This is a genomic window from Pseudomonas sp. Eth.TT006, from assembly GCF_054456575.1.
In genome coordinates, this window is record NZ_JBTJEN010000002.1 from 93,932 (window position 1) to 109,854 (window position 15,923).

The window sequence follows — 15,923 nt, forward strand, 5'->3', positions numbered from 1 at the left end:
ATGCTGGAAACAGTCGTAGTCGTTTTTCATCTGCTGGGTGCATTGGGCGTAGTTGCTCTGGTTTTGCTGCAGCAGGGTAAGGGTGCGGACGCTGGCGCGTCTTTCGGAGCAGGTGCTTCAAATACTGTGTTCGGAAGCCAAGGTTCCTCTACCTTTCTTAGTAAGTTTACTGCTATACTTGCCGCCGGTTTCTTCATAACCAGCTTGGGGTTAGGTTACTTTGCTAAAGAGAAAGCTCATCAGCTGACTCAAGCAGGTTTGCCAGATCCAGCAGTGTTGGAAGTACCTAAGCAACAACAACCGGCTTCTGATGATGTCCCGGTGCTTCAAGAGCAAAAGTCGGCTACTCCAGCGACTGACGTGCCTCCAGCTCAAGAGCAGAAGTAAGAAGGGTTTCAAACGTAGTTTTGCCGAGGTGGTGGAATTGGTAGACACGCAACCTTGAGGTGGTTGTGCCCATAGGGTGTAGGGGTTCGAGTCCCCTTCTCGGTACCAATTAGTCAGGAGAGCCCGCTGTTGCGGGCTTTCTTGCAGGTGGAAGGTTACATTGACCCTATAAGGGATCGGTCGTATACTTCCGCCCCAGCTTTGTCGCGGGGTGGAGCAGTCTGGTAGCTCGTCGGGCTCATAACCCGAAGGTCGTCGGTTCAAATCCGGCCCCCGCAACCAGTTTAAGGAGCCCCTTTTAAGGGGCTTTTTGTTAGCTGGACACTTTCTGCGCCGCTGTTCGACGGCGTTTCAAGGATGGGCGTTTCGCCCATTTTTTTATTTTGCATAGCATGCACATACATGCACGAGGGGGTTCAGGTGTCGAGCAAGCTAGAAGAGTTGCAGGCCTTGTTGGCCCCGGTGGTCGTGGCCCTAGGCTATGAATGCTGGGGTATTGAGTTTTCGGCTCAAGGTCGCCACTCAATGTTGCGCGTTTATATCGATAAAGAAGGCGGTGTGCTGGTGGACGATTGCGCCATCGTCAGCCGTCAGATCAGCGGCGTGCTGGATGTTGAAGATCCGATCGCCGTTGAATACACGCTTGAAGTTTCCTCGCCTGGCATGGAACGCCCGCTGTTCACTATTGAGCAGTTTGCAAAATTTGCCGGTGAACAGGTAAAGATCAGGCTGCGCTCGCCTTTTGAAGGCCGACGCAACTTTCAGGGCCTTCTGCGCGGTGTAGAAGAGCAGGACGTCGTGGTGCAGGTAGATGACCATGAATTCCTGTTGCCGATCGACATGATCGACAAGGCCAACATTATTCCCAGTTTTGACTGAGACGCGGATCCCGCGGATCCAATGGCTTGCGAAAGGCGAGGCGTACGATGAGCAAAGAAGTACTGCTGGTTGTTGAGTCGGTATCCAATGAAAAGGGTGTACCGGCAAGCGTAATTTTTGAAGCGCTGGAGCTGGCCCTGGCCACTGCTACCAAAAAGCGTTTTGAAGACGAAGTTGACCTGCGTGTGGAAATCAACCGCCACACCGGTTCCTACGAAACGTTCCGTCGCTGGACAGTCGTCGAAGAAAATGATCTCGACGATCCGGCGATCGAAACCTGGCCGAGCAAGGTTGCCGAAACGCACCCTGGCGCCAAGGTCGGTGACGTAGTCGAAGAAAAAATCGAATCCATCGAGTTCGGCCGTATTGCCGCACAGACTGCCAAGCAAGTCATTGTGCAGAAAGTACGTGAAGCCGAGCGCGCTCAAGTGGTCGACGCCTATCGCGAGCGCCTGGGAGAAATCATCTCCGGCACCGTGAAGAAAGTGACCCGCGACAACGTGATCGTCGATCTGGGCAACAACGCCGAAGCGTTGCTGGCCCGTGAAGACATCATTTCTCGCGAAACCTTCCGTGTCGGTGTGCGCCTGCGTGCACTGCTCAAGGAAATCCGCACCGAGAACCGCGGCCCGCAGCTGATCCTGTCGCGTACCGCGCCGGAAATGCTGATCGAGCTGTTCCGTATCGAAGTGCCGGAAATCGCTGAAGGCCTGATCGAAGTCATGGCCGCGTCCCGTGATCCGGGTTCGCGTGCCAAGATCGCTGTCCGCTCCAAGGACAAACGCATCGACCCGCAGGGCGCGTGCATTGGTATGCGCGGTTCGCGCGTCCAGGCCGTGTCGGGCGAGTTGGGTGGCGAGCGTGTCGATATCGTCCTGTGGGACGATAACCCGGCGCAGTTCGTGATCAATGCCATGTCCCCGGCCGAGGTTGCGGCGATTATCGTTGACGAAGATGCCCACGCAATGGACATCGCCGTTGGCGCAGACAATCTGGCTCAGGCCATCGGTCGTGGTGGTCAGAACGTGCGTCTGGCGAGCCAGTTGACTGGCTGGACCCTGAACGTGATGACCGAATCGGACATCCAGGCCAAGCAGCAAGCAGAAACCGGCGACATCCTGCGCAACTTCATCGACGAGCTGGAAGTCGACGAAGAACTGGCTCAGGTGCTGGTTGATGAAGGCTTCACCAGCCTGGAAGAGATTGCCTACGTACCGTTGGAAGAAATGCTCAACATCGACGGCTTTGACGAAGACATCGTCAACGAGCTTCGCGCTCGTGCCAAGGATCGCTTGTTGACCAAAGCCATCGCTACTGAGGAAAAGCTGGCAGACGCCCATCCGGCCGAAGACCTGCTCTCGCTTGAGGGTATGGACAACGATTTGGCGGTGGAACTGGCGGTGCGCGGCGTAATTACCCGCGAAGACCTGGCCGAGCAGTCTATTGACGACCTGCTCGACATCGACGGCATTGACGATGATCGTGCCGGCAAGTTGATCATGGCCGCCCGAGCCCACTGGTTCGAGTAATTAGGCGCGGCCTGAGGAGAGAAGTGCATGACGCAAGTCACGGTGAAACAACTGGCCGATGAGGTCAAAACACCGGTAGAGCGCCTGTTGCAGCAGATGCGTGAGGCAGGTCTGCCGCACACCGCCGCCGAAGAACATGTGACTGACAGTGAGAAGCAATCCCTGCTGACTCACTTGAAAAGCAGCCACAAGGCGAAAGTGGAAGAACCACGCAAGATCACGCTGCAGCGTAAAACCACCAGCACCCTGCGTGTGGCTGGTAGCAAAAGCATCAGCGTAGAAGTTCGCAAAAAGAAAGTTTTCGTACAGCGTAGCGCGGAAGAAATCGAAGCCGAGCGCCAGCGTGAACTGGAAGAGCGTCGCGCAGTAGAGAATGCTGCCCGTCAGAAGGCTGAAGAAGAAGCCAAGCAGCGCGCTGAAGAAGAAGCGCGTCGCCAGCCTGCTGCCGCGCCAAGCGCTCCTGCCGAAGCTGTTGCCGCACCTGCGCCAGTGGCCGAACCTGCGCGCGAAGCTGCGCCGGTTGCTGCTGCGCCAGCTGCTGACACTCGCAAGCGCGACGAACAGCGCCGTCCGGACAAACCACGTGCCGACGATAACAATCGTCGTGGCGGCGGTGGTGATGGCGAGCGCAAAAACGCTCCGCATCGTGCATCGGTCAAAGAAAAAGCGCCGGCGCCACGTGTGGCACCACGCACCACTGACGAAGAAAGCGATGGCTTCCGTCGCGGTGGTCGCGGCAAGGCCAAGCTGAAGAAGCGCAACGCTCACGGTTTCCAGAGCCCGACCGGCCCTGTCGTGCGTGAAGTGAAGATCGGCGAAACCATCACTGTTGGCGATCTCGCTCAGCAGATGTCGGTCAAGGCTGCCGAAATCATCAAGTTCATGTTCAAGCTGGGTACTCCGGCCACGATCAACCAGGTACTGGATCAGGAAACTGCCCAACTGGTTGCTGAAGAACTGGGCCACAAAGTGACCCTGGTCAGCGACACCGCCCTGGAAGATTCCCTGGCAGAGTCCCTGAAGTTCGAAGGTGAAGCGGTTCCTCGTGCGCCAGTCGTGACCGTAATGGGCCACGTTGACCACGGTAAGACCTCGCTGCTCGACTATATCCGTCGTGCCAAGGTAGCTGCTGGCGAAGCCGGCGGTATCACCCAGCACATCGGTGCGTACCACGTTGAAACCGAGCGCGGCATGGTCACCTTCCTCGACACGCCGGGTCACGCCGCGTTTACCGCAATGCGTGCCCGTGGTGCCAAGGCGACCGACATCGTGATCCTGGTGGTTGCGGCGGACGACGGCGTGATGCCGCAAACCATCGAGGCTGTTCAGCACGCTCAGGCGGCTGGCGTTCCGCTGGTGGTTGCAGTGAACAAGATCGACAAGCCAGGTGCTGACCTCGATCGCATCCGCAGCGAGCTGTCGGCCCACGGCGTGACGTCGGAAGAGTGGGGTGGCGATACTCCATTCGTACCGGTGTCGGCGAAGATGGGTACCGGCGTTGACGAACTGCTCGAAGCGGTTCTGCTGCAGGCCGAAGTCCTCGAATTGACCGCCACTCCATCGGCTCCTGGCCGTGGTGTTGTTGTCGAATCGCGTCTGGACAAGGGCCGTGGTCCGGTGGCAACCGTTCTGGTTCAGGACGGTACGCTGCGTCAAGGCGACATGGTGCTGGTTGGCTCGAACTACGGCCGTGTGCGCGCCATGCTCGACGAGAACGGCAAGCCGATCAAGGAAGCAGGTCCGGCCATTCCGGTCGAGATCCTGGGCCTGGACGGTACGCCGGACGCTGGCGACGAGATGAGCGTGGTGGCTGACGAGAAGAAAGCCCGTGAAGTGGCTCTGTTCCGTCAAGGCAAGTTCCGCGAAGTCAAACTGGCTCGCGCTCACGCCGGCAAGCTGGAAAATATCTTCGAAAACATGGGCCAGGAAGAGAAGAAGACGCTCAACATCGTCCTCAAATCCGACGTCCGTGGTTCGCTGGAAGCTTTGCAGGGCGCTCTGAACGGCCTGGGCAACGACGAAGTGCAAGTGCGCGTGGTCGGTGGCGGTGTCGGTGGTATCACCGAATCCGACGCCAACCTGGCACTGGCTTCCAACGCTGTACTGTTCGGCTTCAACGTGCGTGCCGATGCCGGCGCACGGAAGATCGTCGAGCAGGAAGGTCTGGACATGCGTTACTACAACGTGATCTACGACATCATCGAAGACGTCAAGAAAGCCCTGACCGGCATGCTCGGCAGTGATGTTCGCGAGAACATCCTGGGTGTGGCCGAAGTGCGTGACGTGTTCCGTTCGCCGAAGTTTGGCGCGATCGCCGGTTGCATGGTGATCGAAGGTGTTGTGCACCGTAACCGTCCGATCCGTGTACTGCGTGAAGACATCGTTATCTTCGAAGGCGAGCTGGAATCCCTGCGCCGCTTCAAGGATGACGCTTCCGAAGTACGTGCCGGCATGGAATGCGGCATCGGCGTGAAGAGCTACAACGACGTCAAAGTCGGTGACAAGATCGAAGTCTTCGAGAAGGTTCAGGTTGCTCGCAGCCTCTGACTCGCGCACTTCAAGGGCCACGCCGAGCCGCCGCATGCAGATGCGCGTCACGGCGTCAGGACTCTAAACGCAACGCCCGGTCTGGCATTTGTCAGGCCGGGCGTTTGCCGCTTTCAGACCTTGCGGGTTTCACCGCAGGGCAGTAACAGGTAACAAATCATGGCAAAAGAATACAGCCGTACCCAGCGTATCGGCGATCAGATGCAGCGTGAGCTGGCCCAACTGATCCGTCGTGAAGTCAAAGATCCGCGTGTTGGTCTGGTCACCATTACCGCTGTGGAAGTCAGCCGTGACGTCGGTCACGCAAAGATTTTCATCACCGTGATGGGGCAGGACAACGCCGAAGACATCGCGCAAAGCATCAAGGTGCTCAACGCTGCCGCAGGTTTCCTGCGCATGCAGCTGGCCCGTGAAATGAAGCTGCGCAGCGTGCCGCAATTGCACTTCCACTACGACGAAAGCGTCGTGCGTGGTGCGCACCTGTCGGCCCTGATCGAGCGCGCCGTGGCTGAAGACAATCAGCACGTGGCCGCTGCTGAACCTGAAGACACCAAGGAGTAATTCGGTGGCTCAGGTCAAACGTATCCGTCGTAACGTCAGCGGCATCATCCTGCTCGACAAGCCGTTGGGGTTCACCTCCAATGCCGCGTTGCAGAAGGTTCGCTGGTTGCTCAACGCCGAGAAGGCCGGTCACACCGGCAGTCTCGACCCGTTGGCCACCGGCGTCTTGCCGTTGTGCTTTGGCGAGGCCACCAAGTTCTCGCAATACCTGCTTGATTCGGACAAGGGTTATGAAACCCTGGCGCAACTGGGCAAGACCACCACCACGGCGGATGCCGAAGGTGAGGTTTTGCAGGAGCGTCCGGTGACCGTTGGTCGCGCCGATGTCGAAGCGGTGCTGCCGAATTTTCGCGGTCAAATCAGCCAGATACCGCCGATGTACTCGGCACTCAAGCGTGACGGGCAGCCGCTGTACAAGCTCGCCCGTGCAGGCGAAGTAGTGGAGCGCGAACCGCGTTCTGTTACTATTGCGCGCTTGGAATTGCTGGCCTTCGAAGGCGATACTGCGCGTCTTGCGGTGGATTGCAGCAAGGGCACCTATATTCGCACCCTGGTGGAGGATATCGGTGAGCAACTCGGTTGTGGTGCGTACGTCGCAGAACTGCGGCGTACCCAGGCCGGGCCTTTTACCCTGGCGCAGACCGTCACCCTCGAAGAGCTGGAAGCGGTACATGCCGAAGGCGGCAACGAAGCGGTTGATCGCTTCCTGATGCCATCGGACAGCGGCCTGCAGGATTGGCCGTTGCTGCACTTCTCCGAAGCGAGCGCGTTCTACTGGCTCAACGGCCAGCCGGTACGTGCCCCGGATGCTCCGAAGTTCGGCATGGTACGGGTACAGGATCACAATGGTCGCTTCATCGGTATCGGTGAAGTGAGCGAAGACGGGCGCATCGCGCCGCGTCGACTGATTCGGTCAGAATGACCGAACGAGTGTGGCTGTTAACAGGCACGGTCACTACTCATTTATAGATACAGGGATTTGTCCCTGGCCTGTTGAAACTGTTTCTGAAACAGTTTCCTGATAAAAGGATTGCCTCATGGCTCTCGACGTTCAAGAAAAAGCTCAAATCGTTGCCGACTACCAGCAAGCTGTTGGTGATACTGGTTCGCCAGAAGTGCAAGTTGCACTGCTGACCGCCAACATCAACAAGCTGCAGGGTCACTTCAAGGCCAACGGTAAAGACCACCACTCCCGTCGTGGTCTGATCCGCATGGTAAACCAGCGTCGCAAGCTGCTGGATTACCTGAAAGGCAAGGATCTGAGCCGTTACAGCGCTCTGATCGGCCGCCTGGGTCTGCGTCGCTAATCAGCGATTGCGCTATGAGGTTGGTTGTCTGTCAGGCATCAGCGGTTTTCCGCTGGAGCTTGGCAGGCTCCCAGCCTCAAGTTTTATCTGCACTACCGTTTTACCCGGACAGTCAGCGGGCCGATTCCCGACATTGCCCAAGAATTTCGCAAGAAACCAGTTCCCCCAAGAGCCACAAAGAAGGTAGGACACCGTGAACCCGGTAATCAAAAAATTCCAGTTCGGTCAGTCGACCGTTACCCTCGAGACTGGCCGTATCGCCCGTCAGGCCTCCGGCGCAGTATTGGTCACCGTTGACGACGACGTCAGCGTATTGGTGACCGTAGTCGGTGCCAAGCAAGCCGATCCAGGCAAGGGCTTCTTCCCTCTGTCCGTTCACTACCAGGAAAAGACTTACGCTGCCGGTAAGATCCCTGGCGGTTTCTTCAAGCGCGAAGGCCGTCCTTCCGAGAAAGAAACCCTGACTTCCCGACTGATCGACCGTCCGATCCGTCCGCTGTTCCCAGAAGGTTTCATGAACGAAGTGCAGGTTGTCTGCACCGTCGTTTCCACCAGCAAGAAGACCGATCCGGACATCGCTGCGATGATCGGTACCTCGGCTGCCCTGGCGATCTCGGGCATCCCGTTCGACGGCCCGATCGGCGCCGCGCGCGTTGCTTTCCACGAAAGCACCGGCTACTTGCTGAACCCGACTTACGAGCAGCAGGCCGCTTCGAGCCTGGACATGGTCGTTGCCGGTACTTCCGACGCCGTGCTGATGGTTGAATCGGAAGCCAAAGAGCTGACCGAAGACCAGATGCTGGGCGCGGTACTGTTCGCTCACGACGAATTCCAGGTTGTGATCAACGCTGTCAAAGAACTGGCTGCCGAAGCTGCCAAGCCGACCTGGACCTGGGCTCCGGCTCCAGAAGCCACCGAGCTGCTGGGCGCGATCCGTGCCGAGTTCGGCGAAGCGATCTCCCAGGCTTACACCATCACCGTCAAGGCTGACCGCTACGCACGTCTGGGCGAGCTGAAAGACCAGGTCGTTGCCAAGCTGTCCGGTGAAGAAGGCCAGCCTTCGGCTGCCGAAGTCAAAGCCGCTTTCGGTGAAATCGAATACCGCACCGTTCGCGAAAACATCGTTAACGGCAAGCCACGTATCGACGGTCGCGACACCAAGACCGTACGTCCGCTGAACATCGAAGTCGGCGTACTGCCGAAGACTCACGGTTCGGCGCTGTTCACCCGTGGTGAAACCCAGGCGCTGGTTGTTGCAACACTGGGCACCGCCCGTGACGCGCAACTGCTGGACACTCTGGAAGGCGAGAAAAAAGACCCGTTCATGCTGCACTACAACTTCCCGCCGTTCTCGGTGGGCGAGTGTGGTCGCATGGGTGGTGCCGGTCGTCGTGAAATCGGTCACGGCCGTCTGGCCCGTCGTTCGGTTTCGGCCATGCTGCCAGCCGCTGACGTGTTCCCGTACACCATCCGTGTGGTATCGGAAATCACCGAATCCAACGGTTCGAGCTCGATGGCTTCCGTTTGCGGCGCTTCCCTGGCCCTGATGGACGCTGGTGTGCCGATGAAGGCGCCGGTTGCCGGTATCGCCATGGGTCTGGTTAAAGAAGGCGAGAAGTTCGCCGTCCTGACCGACATCCTGGGTGACGAAGATCACCTGGGCGACATGGATTTCAAAGTGGCCGGTACCGCCAAAGGCGTTACTGCGCTGCAGATGGACATCAAGATCAAGGGCATCACCGAAGAGATCATGGAAATCGCTCTGGGCCAAGCCCTGGAAGCGCGCCTGAACATCCTCGGCCAGATGAACCAGATCATCGGCCAGTCGCGTACCGAACTGTCGGCCAACGCTCCGACCATGATCGCGATGAAGATCGACACCGACAAGATCCGTGACGTTATCGGTAAAGGTGGCGCGACCATCCGTGCGATCTGCGAAGAGACCAAGGCTTCGATCGATATCGAAGACGACGGCTCGATCAAGATCTTCGGCGAAACCAAGGATGCAGCAGAAGCTGCCCGTCAGCGTGTTCTGAGCATCACTGCAGAAGCTGAAATCGGCAAGATCTACGTCGGCAAGGTTGAGCGTATCGTCGACTTCGGCGCATTCGTCAACATCCTGCCGGGCAAGGACGGTCTGGTGCACATCTCGATGCTGAGCGACGCTCGCGTAGAGAAAGTCACCGACATCCTGAAAGAAGGCCAGGAAGTGGAAGTGCTGGTACTGGACGTGGACAACCGCGGCCGTATCAAGCTGTCCATCAAAGACGTGGCAGCGGCCAAGGCTTCGGGCGTTTAATCACCCCGCAGCTTTAGCGCAATAAAAATGCCCCGCCGTGAAAACGGCGGGGCATTTTTTTGGCCGCGATAAAAGATCAAAAGATCGCAGCCTGCGGCAGCTCCTACAGAAGCGATGTGAAGCCCGGGCATCTTTGCTTTTGTGAAAACCGGTGCTAGGTTTAGCCCACCGCCCGTGTAGCTCAGCCGGTAGAGCAGCGCACTCGTAACGCGAAGGTCGCAGGTTCGATTCCTGTCTCGGGCACCACTTCCCTTATTTCACCTTGCGACTCAGATCCTCGACGGTACGTTTGAGCTGATCCATGGCGCGATCCTGATCGTTGATTTTCTGCTTCAGGCTGGAAATCTCGCTGCTGTTCGAATTGGAGCTGGAGCCGCTGTTACGCTTGAGGTCTTCGACCTGACGGCCGAGGGTTTCAAGTTTGCGATCCTGTTCCTTGACCTTGTTTTTCAGTTCTTCAATTTCCTTCCCGCTGGAGCTGGAGCTCGAACCGCTGCTGCGTTTGAGTTCTTCGATCTGGCGAGATTGATCGTTGACGGTATCGCGCAGCTTTTTCAATTCATCGACGCTGAAATCGCTGCGGATCACCACCTCTTTGCCATAGTCATTGTGAATCAGCGAAAACTTGTCCCCGTAGGATGGGCTGCTGGAGCTCAATTCCAGTGCCATTGCACTCGCGGGGAGAGCCATGGCCGCAATAAGAGCGGTGGTGGAGACAACGGCGGACATTTTCGAAAAGCTGCGCATCACTGGTTTTCCTTGTGAACAGCGAGGGTGAGTGCCGTTATGGCACATTGCTATGACTCAAGATCCGGATTTATGTTCCGCAGGTCAACTTTTTGTGCGAGAGATGTAAAGAGCCGTGTAATTCGTCACGCAAACGTCCTATATTCGGTGCCTGCATGAGCATCGCTTGGCAGTTTTCAGATGATCCCGAATGGTTCCGAAGGCCGGCCAGTCCGCGTCAGAGAGATCCTTGATGATCCAGATCCATCCTCCATTCTCAAGATCAGCGAGAAAACCATGACCGAATTAACCCAAGAGCAACGCCACGAACTAGCGCTGGAAAAATACCTTCTGGACGTACCGGACCTGAAGGAAGAGATCAAGGACCTGAGTCCCGATGATCAGAAAGACCAGATTCAGTGGGCCTTCGAAGACGAAGCCGAAGCTCAGGGTCTGCAGCCGTGGGAACTGACGCTCAAATACACCAGCACTCCCGAAGCGTTCGAGGCGCAGCGTCTCGTGCTGCACAAGGAAGCGGCCGAGGTGTTGGGTGTCGAGTGGGACGAGTACTGCGAGATGAACAATCTCGTCGTCTGACGAGAGCTGCCAGCTACAAGCCGCAAGCTACAAGTAAAAGCACCACCGCTTTGACTTGCAGCTTGTAGCTCGCATCTTGCCGCTGCTGTTAAAGGCTCAGGCGCATCGACAGGTCCACCGCCTTCACATCCTTGGTCATCGCGCCAATCGAGATGTAGTCCACCCCGGTCTCGGCGATCGGCAGCAGCGTGCTTTCGTTGATGCCGCCGCTGGCTTCCAGTTTGGCCTTGCCAGCGTTCAGGCGCACGGCTTCGCGCATGTCATCCAGGCTCAGCTCGTCGAGCATGATGATGTCGGCGCCAGCATCCAGCGCTTCCTTCAGCTCCTGCAGACTTTCCACTTCGACCTCCACCGGTTTGCCCGGCGCGATCCTGTGCGCGGCGGCGATGGCCTGGGCGATGCCGCCACTGGCGGCGATGTGGTTTTCCTTGATCAGAAACGCATCGTAAAGGCCGATGCGGTGGTTGTGGCAACCGCCGCAGGTCACTGCGTATTTCTGCGCCAGACGCAGGCCCGGCAGGGTCTTGCGGGTGTCCAGCAGCTTGACCTGGGTCTGCGCCACGAAATCCGCCAGGTACTGCGCGCGCGTGGCCACGCCGGACAGCAGTTGCAGGAAATTCAGCGCACTGCGCTCGCCGGTCAGCAGCGAACGGGCCGGGCCTTCCAGATGAAACAGCGGTTGATTGGCTTTGACCCGCTGGCCATCGACCACTTGCCAGTGCACGGCAACGCGCGGATCGAGCTGACGGAACACCGTGTCCACCCAAGCGGTACCGCAGATGACGGCGTCATCGCGGGTGATGATGGTGGCTTTGGCCAGACGTTCGGCCGGGATCAGTTGCGCGGTGATGTCGCCGCTGCCGACGTCTTCGAACAACGCACGGCGCACGTTGGCTTCGATTTCGGCGGTCAGATCGGCGAGACGTAGATTCGGCATAACGGGCTCCACAAACTAAGTGCGCCGATTATAGGGGCATGGCCAGAGCCAACCCAAGGCAAGAACGCGGGTGCCTGAGTGCATCCGGTCGATTTTCTTTGAGCAAAGTACCGATATTTGTGGTCACTGGAAGGGGCGCAGGTGTAGGGGAAACCCTGACGACTATGGCGCCCGTGACAACTTTTGCCAGATAATCCGCCTTGCATTTGACGTCATGGCTTTGACGATTTAGAGCGCGTCGCTTTAAAACTGTGGGAGCGGGCTTGCTCGCGAAGAAGACGTGTCAGCGACATGTATTTTTCTGGCCCCCCGCTTTCGCGAGCAAGCCCGCTCCCACAGGGGAATTGTGTTGAGAGTGACCGACGAATCACCGTTTCAGGAGGCTTGGATGCACAACGACGGGAATGTAGTGCCTTTGCACAAGGCCGCTACCGATCAGGCGAATCACTCGCCGCTCGCCCGCTTGCCTGTGATTCTGCTTCAGGTCCGCGACAAGGCTGCGCAGCAACTGCGCCACGGTTTGCAGGAGTTGTTCGATAACGCCGACGACACCCTGTTCGAGATGGCCGACCGCGCGCGCGATGACGTCGAACAGAACATCTTTTTCGAAGCCATGCGCGACTTGCGCCTCAAGCGCAAGAACATCGAGCGCGGGTTTCTCGAACAGTTCTTCGAAGCCTTCGTCGCGCTCATCCAGTACGACCCCGTCCAGCACACGCTGGCCGATTCGCTGAAATTCGAAGAATCCGCGCCGCGCACCGATGACATGGAGCGCAGCGTGGCGGTCGACACCATGGTCGGCCGGGTGCTCAAGCGTGACGGCTTTGCCCTCGAGCAACTGACGGCGCGGCTCAACGCGCTGCTCGGCAAAAATTTTGACGATCGGCACAACCCGCTCGGCCCGACGATGCTCTGCGAGTTTTTCCTGCAGGCCGGACGCAACCTGGGGGTGGAGATCAAGGTCAAGCTGATCCTGCTCAAACTGTTCGAGCGCTATGTGCTGGCCGACACCGAGCAGTTGTACGCCGAGGCCAATCAATTGCTGATTGCCACCGGTGTGTTGCCCGAGTTGAAACCGGCTCCGGCACGCCGCGCGATCGAGCGTGCCGCAGCGAGTATCTGCAACGAAGAAAGCGCCGAGCCGGAGCCCGCCGACGAAGGCGTGCAAGAAGTGTTCGCCGCGTTACAGGAACTGCTCCGGCATGTTCGCGGCAGCGTCGCCCCGACCCTGGAACCGAGCATGGCGACGCAACCGATCAGCACCCGCGACCTGCTGCGGTTGCTCTCGCACTTGCAGCAATACGTGCCGGCACTGGCCGCGCAGGACGACTTCGATCTGCGCAACCAGCTCGAACAGTTGCTGACGCGGGTCAGCGTCAGGAGCGGCAAGTCGCGAATCGTCGAAGGCGCCGACGAGGACGTGATCAACCTGATCGCCATGGTCTTCGATTGCATCCTCGAGGATCGCAACCTGCCGGATTCGCTCAAGGCGCTGATCGCGCGACTGCAGATTCCAATGCTCAAGGTAGCGGTACTCGACAAAAGCTTTTTCAGCCGCAGCAGCCACCCGGCGCGGCGCCTGCTCAATGAAATCGCCGATGCGGCGCTGGGCTGGGGCGAGTGCAACGGCGAGGCGCGGGACAGTTTGTATCTGCGCATCGAACAAGTGGTGCAGCGCTTGCTCAGCGAATTCGTTGATGACCCGGCGATCTTTTCTGAACTGCTCGCCGATTTCCTCGCGTTCACCAGCGATGAGCGTCGGCGCAGTGAATTGCTCGAACAGCGTCTGCGTGACGCCGAAGAAGGCCGGGCGAAAACCGAACTGGCGCGCCAGCGGGTGGAGCAGGCATTGAATCAGGCGTTGCTGGGCAAAGTCCTGCCGCCGTCGGTGGTGACGTTCGTGCGCGATGCCTGGAGCAAAGTGCTGCTGCTGACCTGCCTCAAGCAGGGTGACCAGTCCGCCGAATGGCAGGCCGATGTGCAGACCATGGAACAGCTGATCTGGAGCGTGCAGCGGCATGCCGAGGCGGACGCCGGCATGCGTCTGCTGGCACTGGTGCCGGGATTGCTCAAGTCATTGCGCGACGGTCTGAGCAGTTCGGCGTTCGATCCGTTTGCCACCAGCGAATTTTTCAGTGAACTCGAAGCGCTGCATGTGCGCTTGCTCGATCCGGCTGCCGAGCCGGATCCGACCGACGCGGCGGCGCTGGTCGAGGTGTCGCAGCACATCACCTTGCGCACTGCCGACGAGGGCTCGGGCAGCCTGAACTCCAGCAGTCTGGGCGATGATGACGCGGCGTTGCGCCAGGTGGATCAGTTGCGCGTGGGCAGTTGGGTGGCGTTCGAAGAAGATGACGAGCACAGTCTGCGCTGCAAACTGGCGGCGATCATCGAAACCACCGGCAAGTACGTGTTTGTCGACCGCACCGGCATGAAAGTCCTGGAGCGCAGCCGCAGCAGCCTGGCTCTGGAGTTCCGCCGCGGCGCGGTGCGTGCGCTGGACGACACCTTGCTGTTCGATCGAGCGCTGGAGTCGGTGCTCGGCAATCTGCGGCGACTCAATCGCGGCAAGTGATCGCGCGCCGGGGGCCGATCGCGGCATACTGGGCGCCAACACAGTCGGCGTTGAAGGAATCGGTATGCAGTTGGATCCCGCTAGCGGGTGGTGTCACGGGGTGCAGGTCTGCCCATCGCCCAACTTCAATGAACGCCCGGCGGGCGAAGTTTCCCTGTTGGTGATTCACAACATCAGCCTGCCGCCGGCGCAATTTGCCACCGGCAAGGTCCAGGAGTTTTTCCAGAATCGTCTGGATGTCACCGAGCATCCCTATTTTGCCGGGATTGCCGACCTGCGCGTTTCTGCGCATTTTCTGATCGAACGTGACGGCAAGGTCACCCAGTTTGTCTCCTGTCTTGAGCGGGCGTGGCATGCTGGCGTGTCGGTGTTCGAAGGTCGCGAAACCTGTAACGATTTTTCCGTGGGCATCGAGCTGGAAGGCACCGATGATCTGCCCTTTACCGATGCGCAGTATCAGGCGCTGATCACGCTGACCCGTCAGCTGCAAAAGGCATTTCCGGCGATCACCAGCGCCCGCATCTGCGGGCACAGCGACATTGCACCCGGGCGCAAGACCGATCCTGGCCCGGCATTCGACTGGGCGCGTTACCGCGCGGCCCTGGCACAAGAGGAAGGACAATGAGTTTTCTGGTGTTACTGCTGGCGGTGTGGATCGAGAAGTTCTCGGCCCTGCGCCATCGGCTTCAACGCGATGGCGGATGGATCCGCGAACTGCACAAACTCGAAAGCAGCCCACGATTGGCCAATCGGCCATGGCTGGTGCTGACGATTCTGGTGTTACTGCCGGTGGCGATGCTCGGCTTGCTGCTGTTGGTGCTGGAACCGGTTGCCTACGGCTTGCTGGCGTTGCCGGTGCACTTGCTGGTGGTGATTTACGCCTTGGGTCGCGGTGATCTGCTCGGTGGACTCGGGCCGTTTCGTGACGCCTGGCGTCGCGAAGACCTGCAAGCCGCCGCGCACGTGGCCAAGCGTGACCTGGACCTCTGCGCCGACAGCGGCGAGCAGTTGCTGGAACAGGTGCAAAGCCACCTGCTGTGGCAGGCCTATCAGAGCTTCTTTGCGGTGATCTTCTGGTACTTCGTGCTGGGTCCGGTGGCGGCGCTGGCCTATCGCTTGTTGGCGCTGGCCGAAGAACACGCGCAGACCCCGGCGCTGGCTGAAAGAGCAGGGCAGTTGCGCCATGCCTTCGACTGGGTCCCGGTGCGCCTGCTGGCCGCCAGTTTGGCCCTGGTCGGCAACTTCGTCGCGGTCAGCCGGGTGATGTTGCATGAACTGCTGAACTGGAATATCAGCGCCGCACAACTGATCAACAAGGTCGGGCTGGCAGCGGGTGAGATTCCACCGCCAGTGGTCGGGCCGGAAGGCATCAACACCCTCGATTGCCTGTGGGAACTGCTGCTGCGTGCGGCGGTGTTGTGGTATGCCGGGTTTGCCTTGTGGACGGTGCTGATTCACTGATTGTAGCGAGGGGATTCATCCCCGATGGGCTGCGCAGCGGTCCTAAAACCCTTGGGGCCGCTGCGCGCCCCATCGGGGATAAATCCCCTCACCACAGGGTTAACTGGCAACCTCGATC

At 59.0% G+C, this 15,923-nt stretch carries 14 protein-coding genes and 3 tRNA genes; 15 read left to right on the forward strand and 2 right to left on the reverse strand.

The genetic code is table 11. The features are described from left to right. From secG to ACXR0M_RS03650, 11 genes are all read left to right on the forward strand, one after another. Complete coding sequence (secG, locus tag ACXR0M_RS03600) at positions 1 to 387, forward strand: preprotein translocase subunit SecG (RefSeq protein ID WP_027610782.1); 387 nt, start codon at positions 1 to 3, stop codon at positions 385 to 387. A gap of 22 nt (positions 388 to 409) precedes the next feature. Next, a tRNA-Leu gene (locus ACXR0M_RS03605) sits at positions 410 to 495 on the forward strand. A gap of 97 nt (positions 496 to 592) precedes the next feature. After that, positions 593 to 669 (forward strand) — tRNA-Met (locus tag ACXR0M_RS03610). A gap of 138 nt (positions 670 to 807) precedes the next feature. Continuing rightward, positions 808 to 1,266, forward strand: a complete 459-nt coding sequence (gene rimP / locus ACXR0M_RS03615; RefSeq protein WP_458830000.1) for a ribosome maturation factor RimP — start codon at positions 808 to 810, stop codon at positions 1,264 to 1,266. A gap of 47 nt (positions 1,267 to 1,313) precedes the next feature. Then, entirely contained in the window at positions 1,314 to 2,795 is a 1,482-nt protein-coding gene (gene nusA, locus ACXR0M_RS03620; protein ID WP_458830002.1) for a transcription termination factor NusA, read from the forward strand. A 27-nt stretch (positions 2,796 to 2,822) separates the two neighbouring features. After that, on the forward strand, positions 2,823 to 5,342 hold the full coding sequence (gene infB / locus ACXR0M_RS03625) for a translation initiation factor IF-2 (RefSeq protein ID WP_458830003.1): 2,520 nt from the start codon (positions 2,823 to 2,825) through the stop codon (positions 5,340 to 5,342). 159 nt (positions 5,343 to 5,501) lie between these two features. Beyond that, entirely contained in the window at positions 5,502 to 5,903 is a 402-nt protein-coding gene (gene rbfA, locus ACXR0M_RS03630) for a 30S ribosome-binding factor RbfA (RefSeq protein WP_007953741.1), read from the forward strand. A gap of 4 nt (positions 5,904 to 5,907) precedes the next feature. Beyond that, entirely contained in the window at positions 5,908 to 6,825 is a 918-nt protein-coding gene (truB, locus tag ACXR0M_RS03635; protein WP_203420702.1) for a tRNA pseudouridine(55) synthase TruB, read from the forward strand. Between the two features lie 115 nt (positions 6,826 to 6,940). Further along, complete coding sequence (gene rpsO, locus ACXR0M_RS03640; protein WP_003221553.1) at positions 6,941 to 7,210, forward strand: 30S ribosomal protein S15; 270 nt, start codon at positions 6,941 to 6,943, stop codon at positions 7,208 to 7,210. Positions 7,211 to 7,403: 193 nt separating this feature from the next. Continuing rightward, complete coding sequence (pnp, locus tag ACXR0M_RS03645; protein ID WP_458830005.1) at positions 7,404 to 9,509, forward strand: polyribonucleotide nucleotidyltransferase; 2,106 nt, start codon at positions 7,404 to 7,406, stop codon at positions 9,507 to 9,509. A 170-nt stretch (positions 9,510 to 9,679) separates the two neighbouring features. Then, positions 9,680 to 9,755, forward strand: a tRNA-Thr gene (locus ACXR0M_RS03650). Between the two features lie 6 nt (positions 9,756 to 9,761). Here ACXR0M_RS03650 and ACXR0M_RS03655 read toward each other — a convergent pair. Next, positions 9,762 to 10,256 (reverse strand): hypothetical protein, encoded by a 495-nt coding sequence (locus ACXR0M_RS03655; protein ID WP_458830007.1) that lies wholly within the window; start codon positions 10,254 to 10,256, stop codon positions 9,762 to 9,764. Between the two features lie 276 nt (positions 10,257 to 10,532). Here ACXR0M_RS03655 and ACXR0M_RS03660 point away from each other — a divergent pair, with 276 nt between their 5' ends. Further along, complete coding sequence (locus ACXR0M_RS03660; protein WP_458830009.1) at positions 10,533 to 10,832, forward strand: DUF6388 family protein; 300 nt, start codon at positions 10,533 to 10,535, stop codon at positions 10,830 to 10,832. Positions 10,833 to 10,920: 88 nt separating this feature from the next. Here the strand turns inward: ACXR0M_RS03660 and nadC are convergent, their stop codons facing one another. Continuing rightward, complete coding sequence (nadC, locus tag ACXR0M_RS03665) at positions 10,921 to 11,769, reverse strand: carboxylating nicotinate-nucleotide diphosphorylase (RefSeq protein WP_458830011.1); 849 nt, start codon at positions 11,767 to 11,769, stop codon at positions 10,921 to 10,923. A 388-nt stretch (positions 11,770 to 12,157) separates the two neighbouring features. On the opposite strand from nadC, the gene ACXR0M_RS03670 reads away from it, so the two are divergent. The 3 genes from ACXR0M_RS03670 (at position 12,158) to ampE (ending at position 15,805) form a co-directional block, all read left to right on the forward strand. Then, positions 12,158 to 14,344: a DUF1631 domain-containing protein gene (locus ACXR0M_RS03670; RefSeq protein ID WP_458830013.1), complete on the forward strand. Its 2,187-nt coding sequence runs from the start codon at positions 12,158 to 12,160 to the stop codon at positions 14,342 to 14,344. A 64-nt stretch (positions 14,345 to 14,408) separates the two neighbouring features. Continuing rightward, entirely contained in the window at positions 14,409 to 14,969 is a 561-nt protein-coding gene (gene ampD / locus ACXR0M_RS03675) for a 1,6-anhydro-N-acetylmuramyl-L-alanine amidase AmpD (protein WP_458830015.1), read from the forward strand. Next, on the forward strand, positions 14,966 to 15,805 hold the full coding sequence (ampE, locus tag ACXR0M_RS03680; protein WP_458830017.1) for a regulatory signaling modulator protein AmpE: 840 nt from the start codon (positions 14,966 to 14,968) through the stop codon (positions 15,803 to 15,805). Before ampD ends, ampE begins: the two co-directional genes overlap by 4 nt. The last annotated feature ends 118 nt before the right edge of the window (positions 15,806 to 15,923 follow it).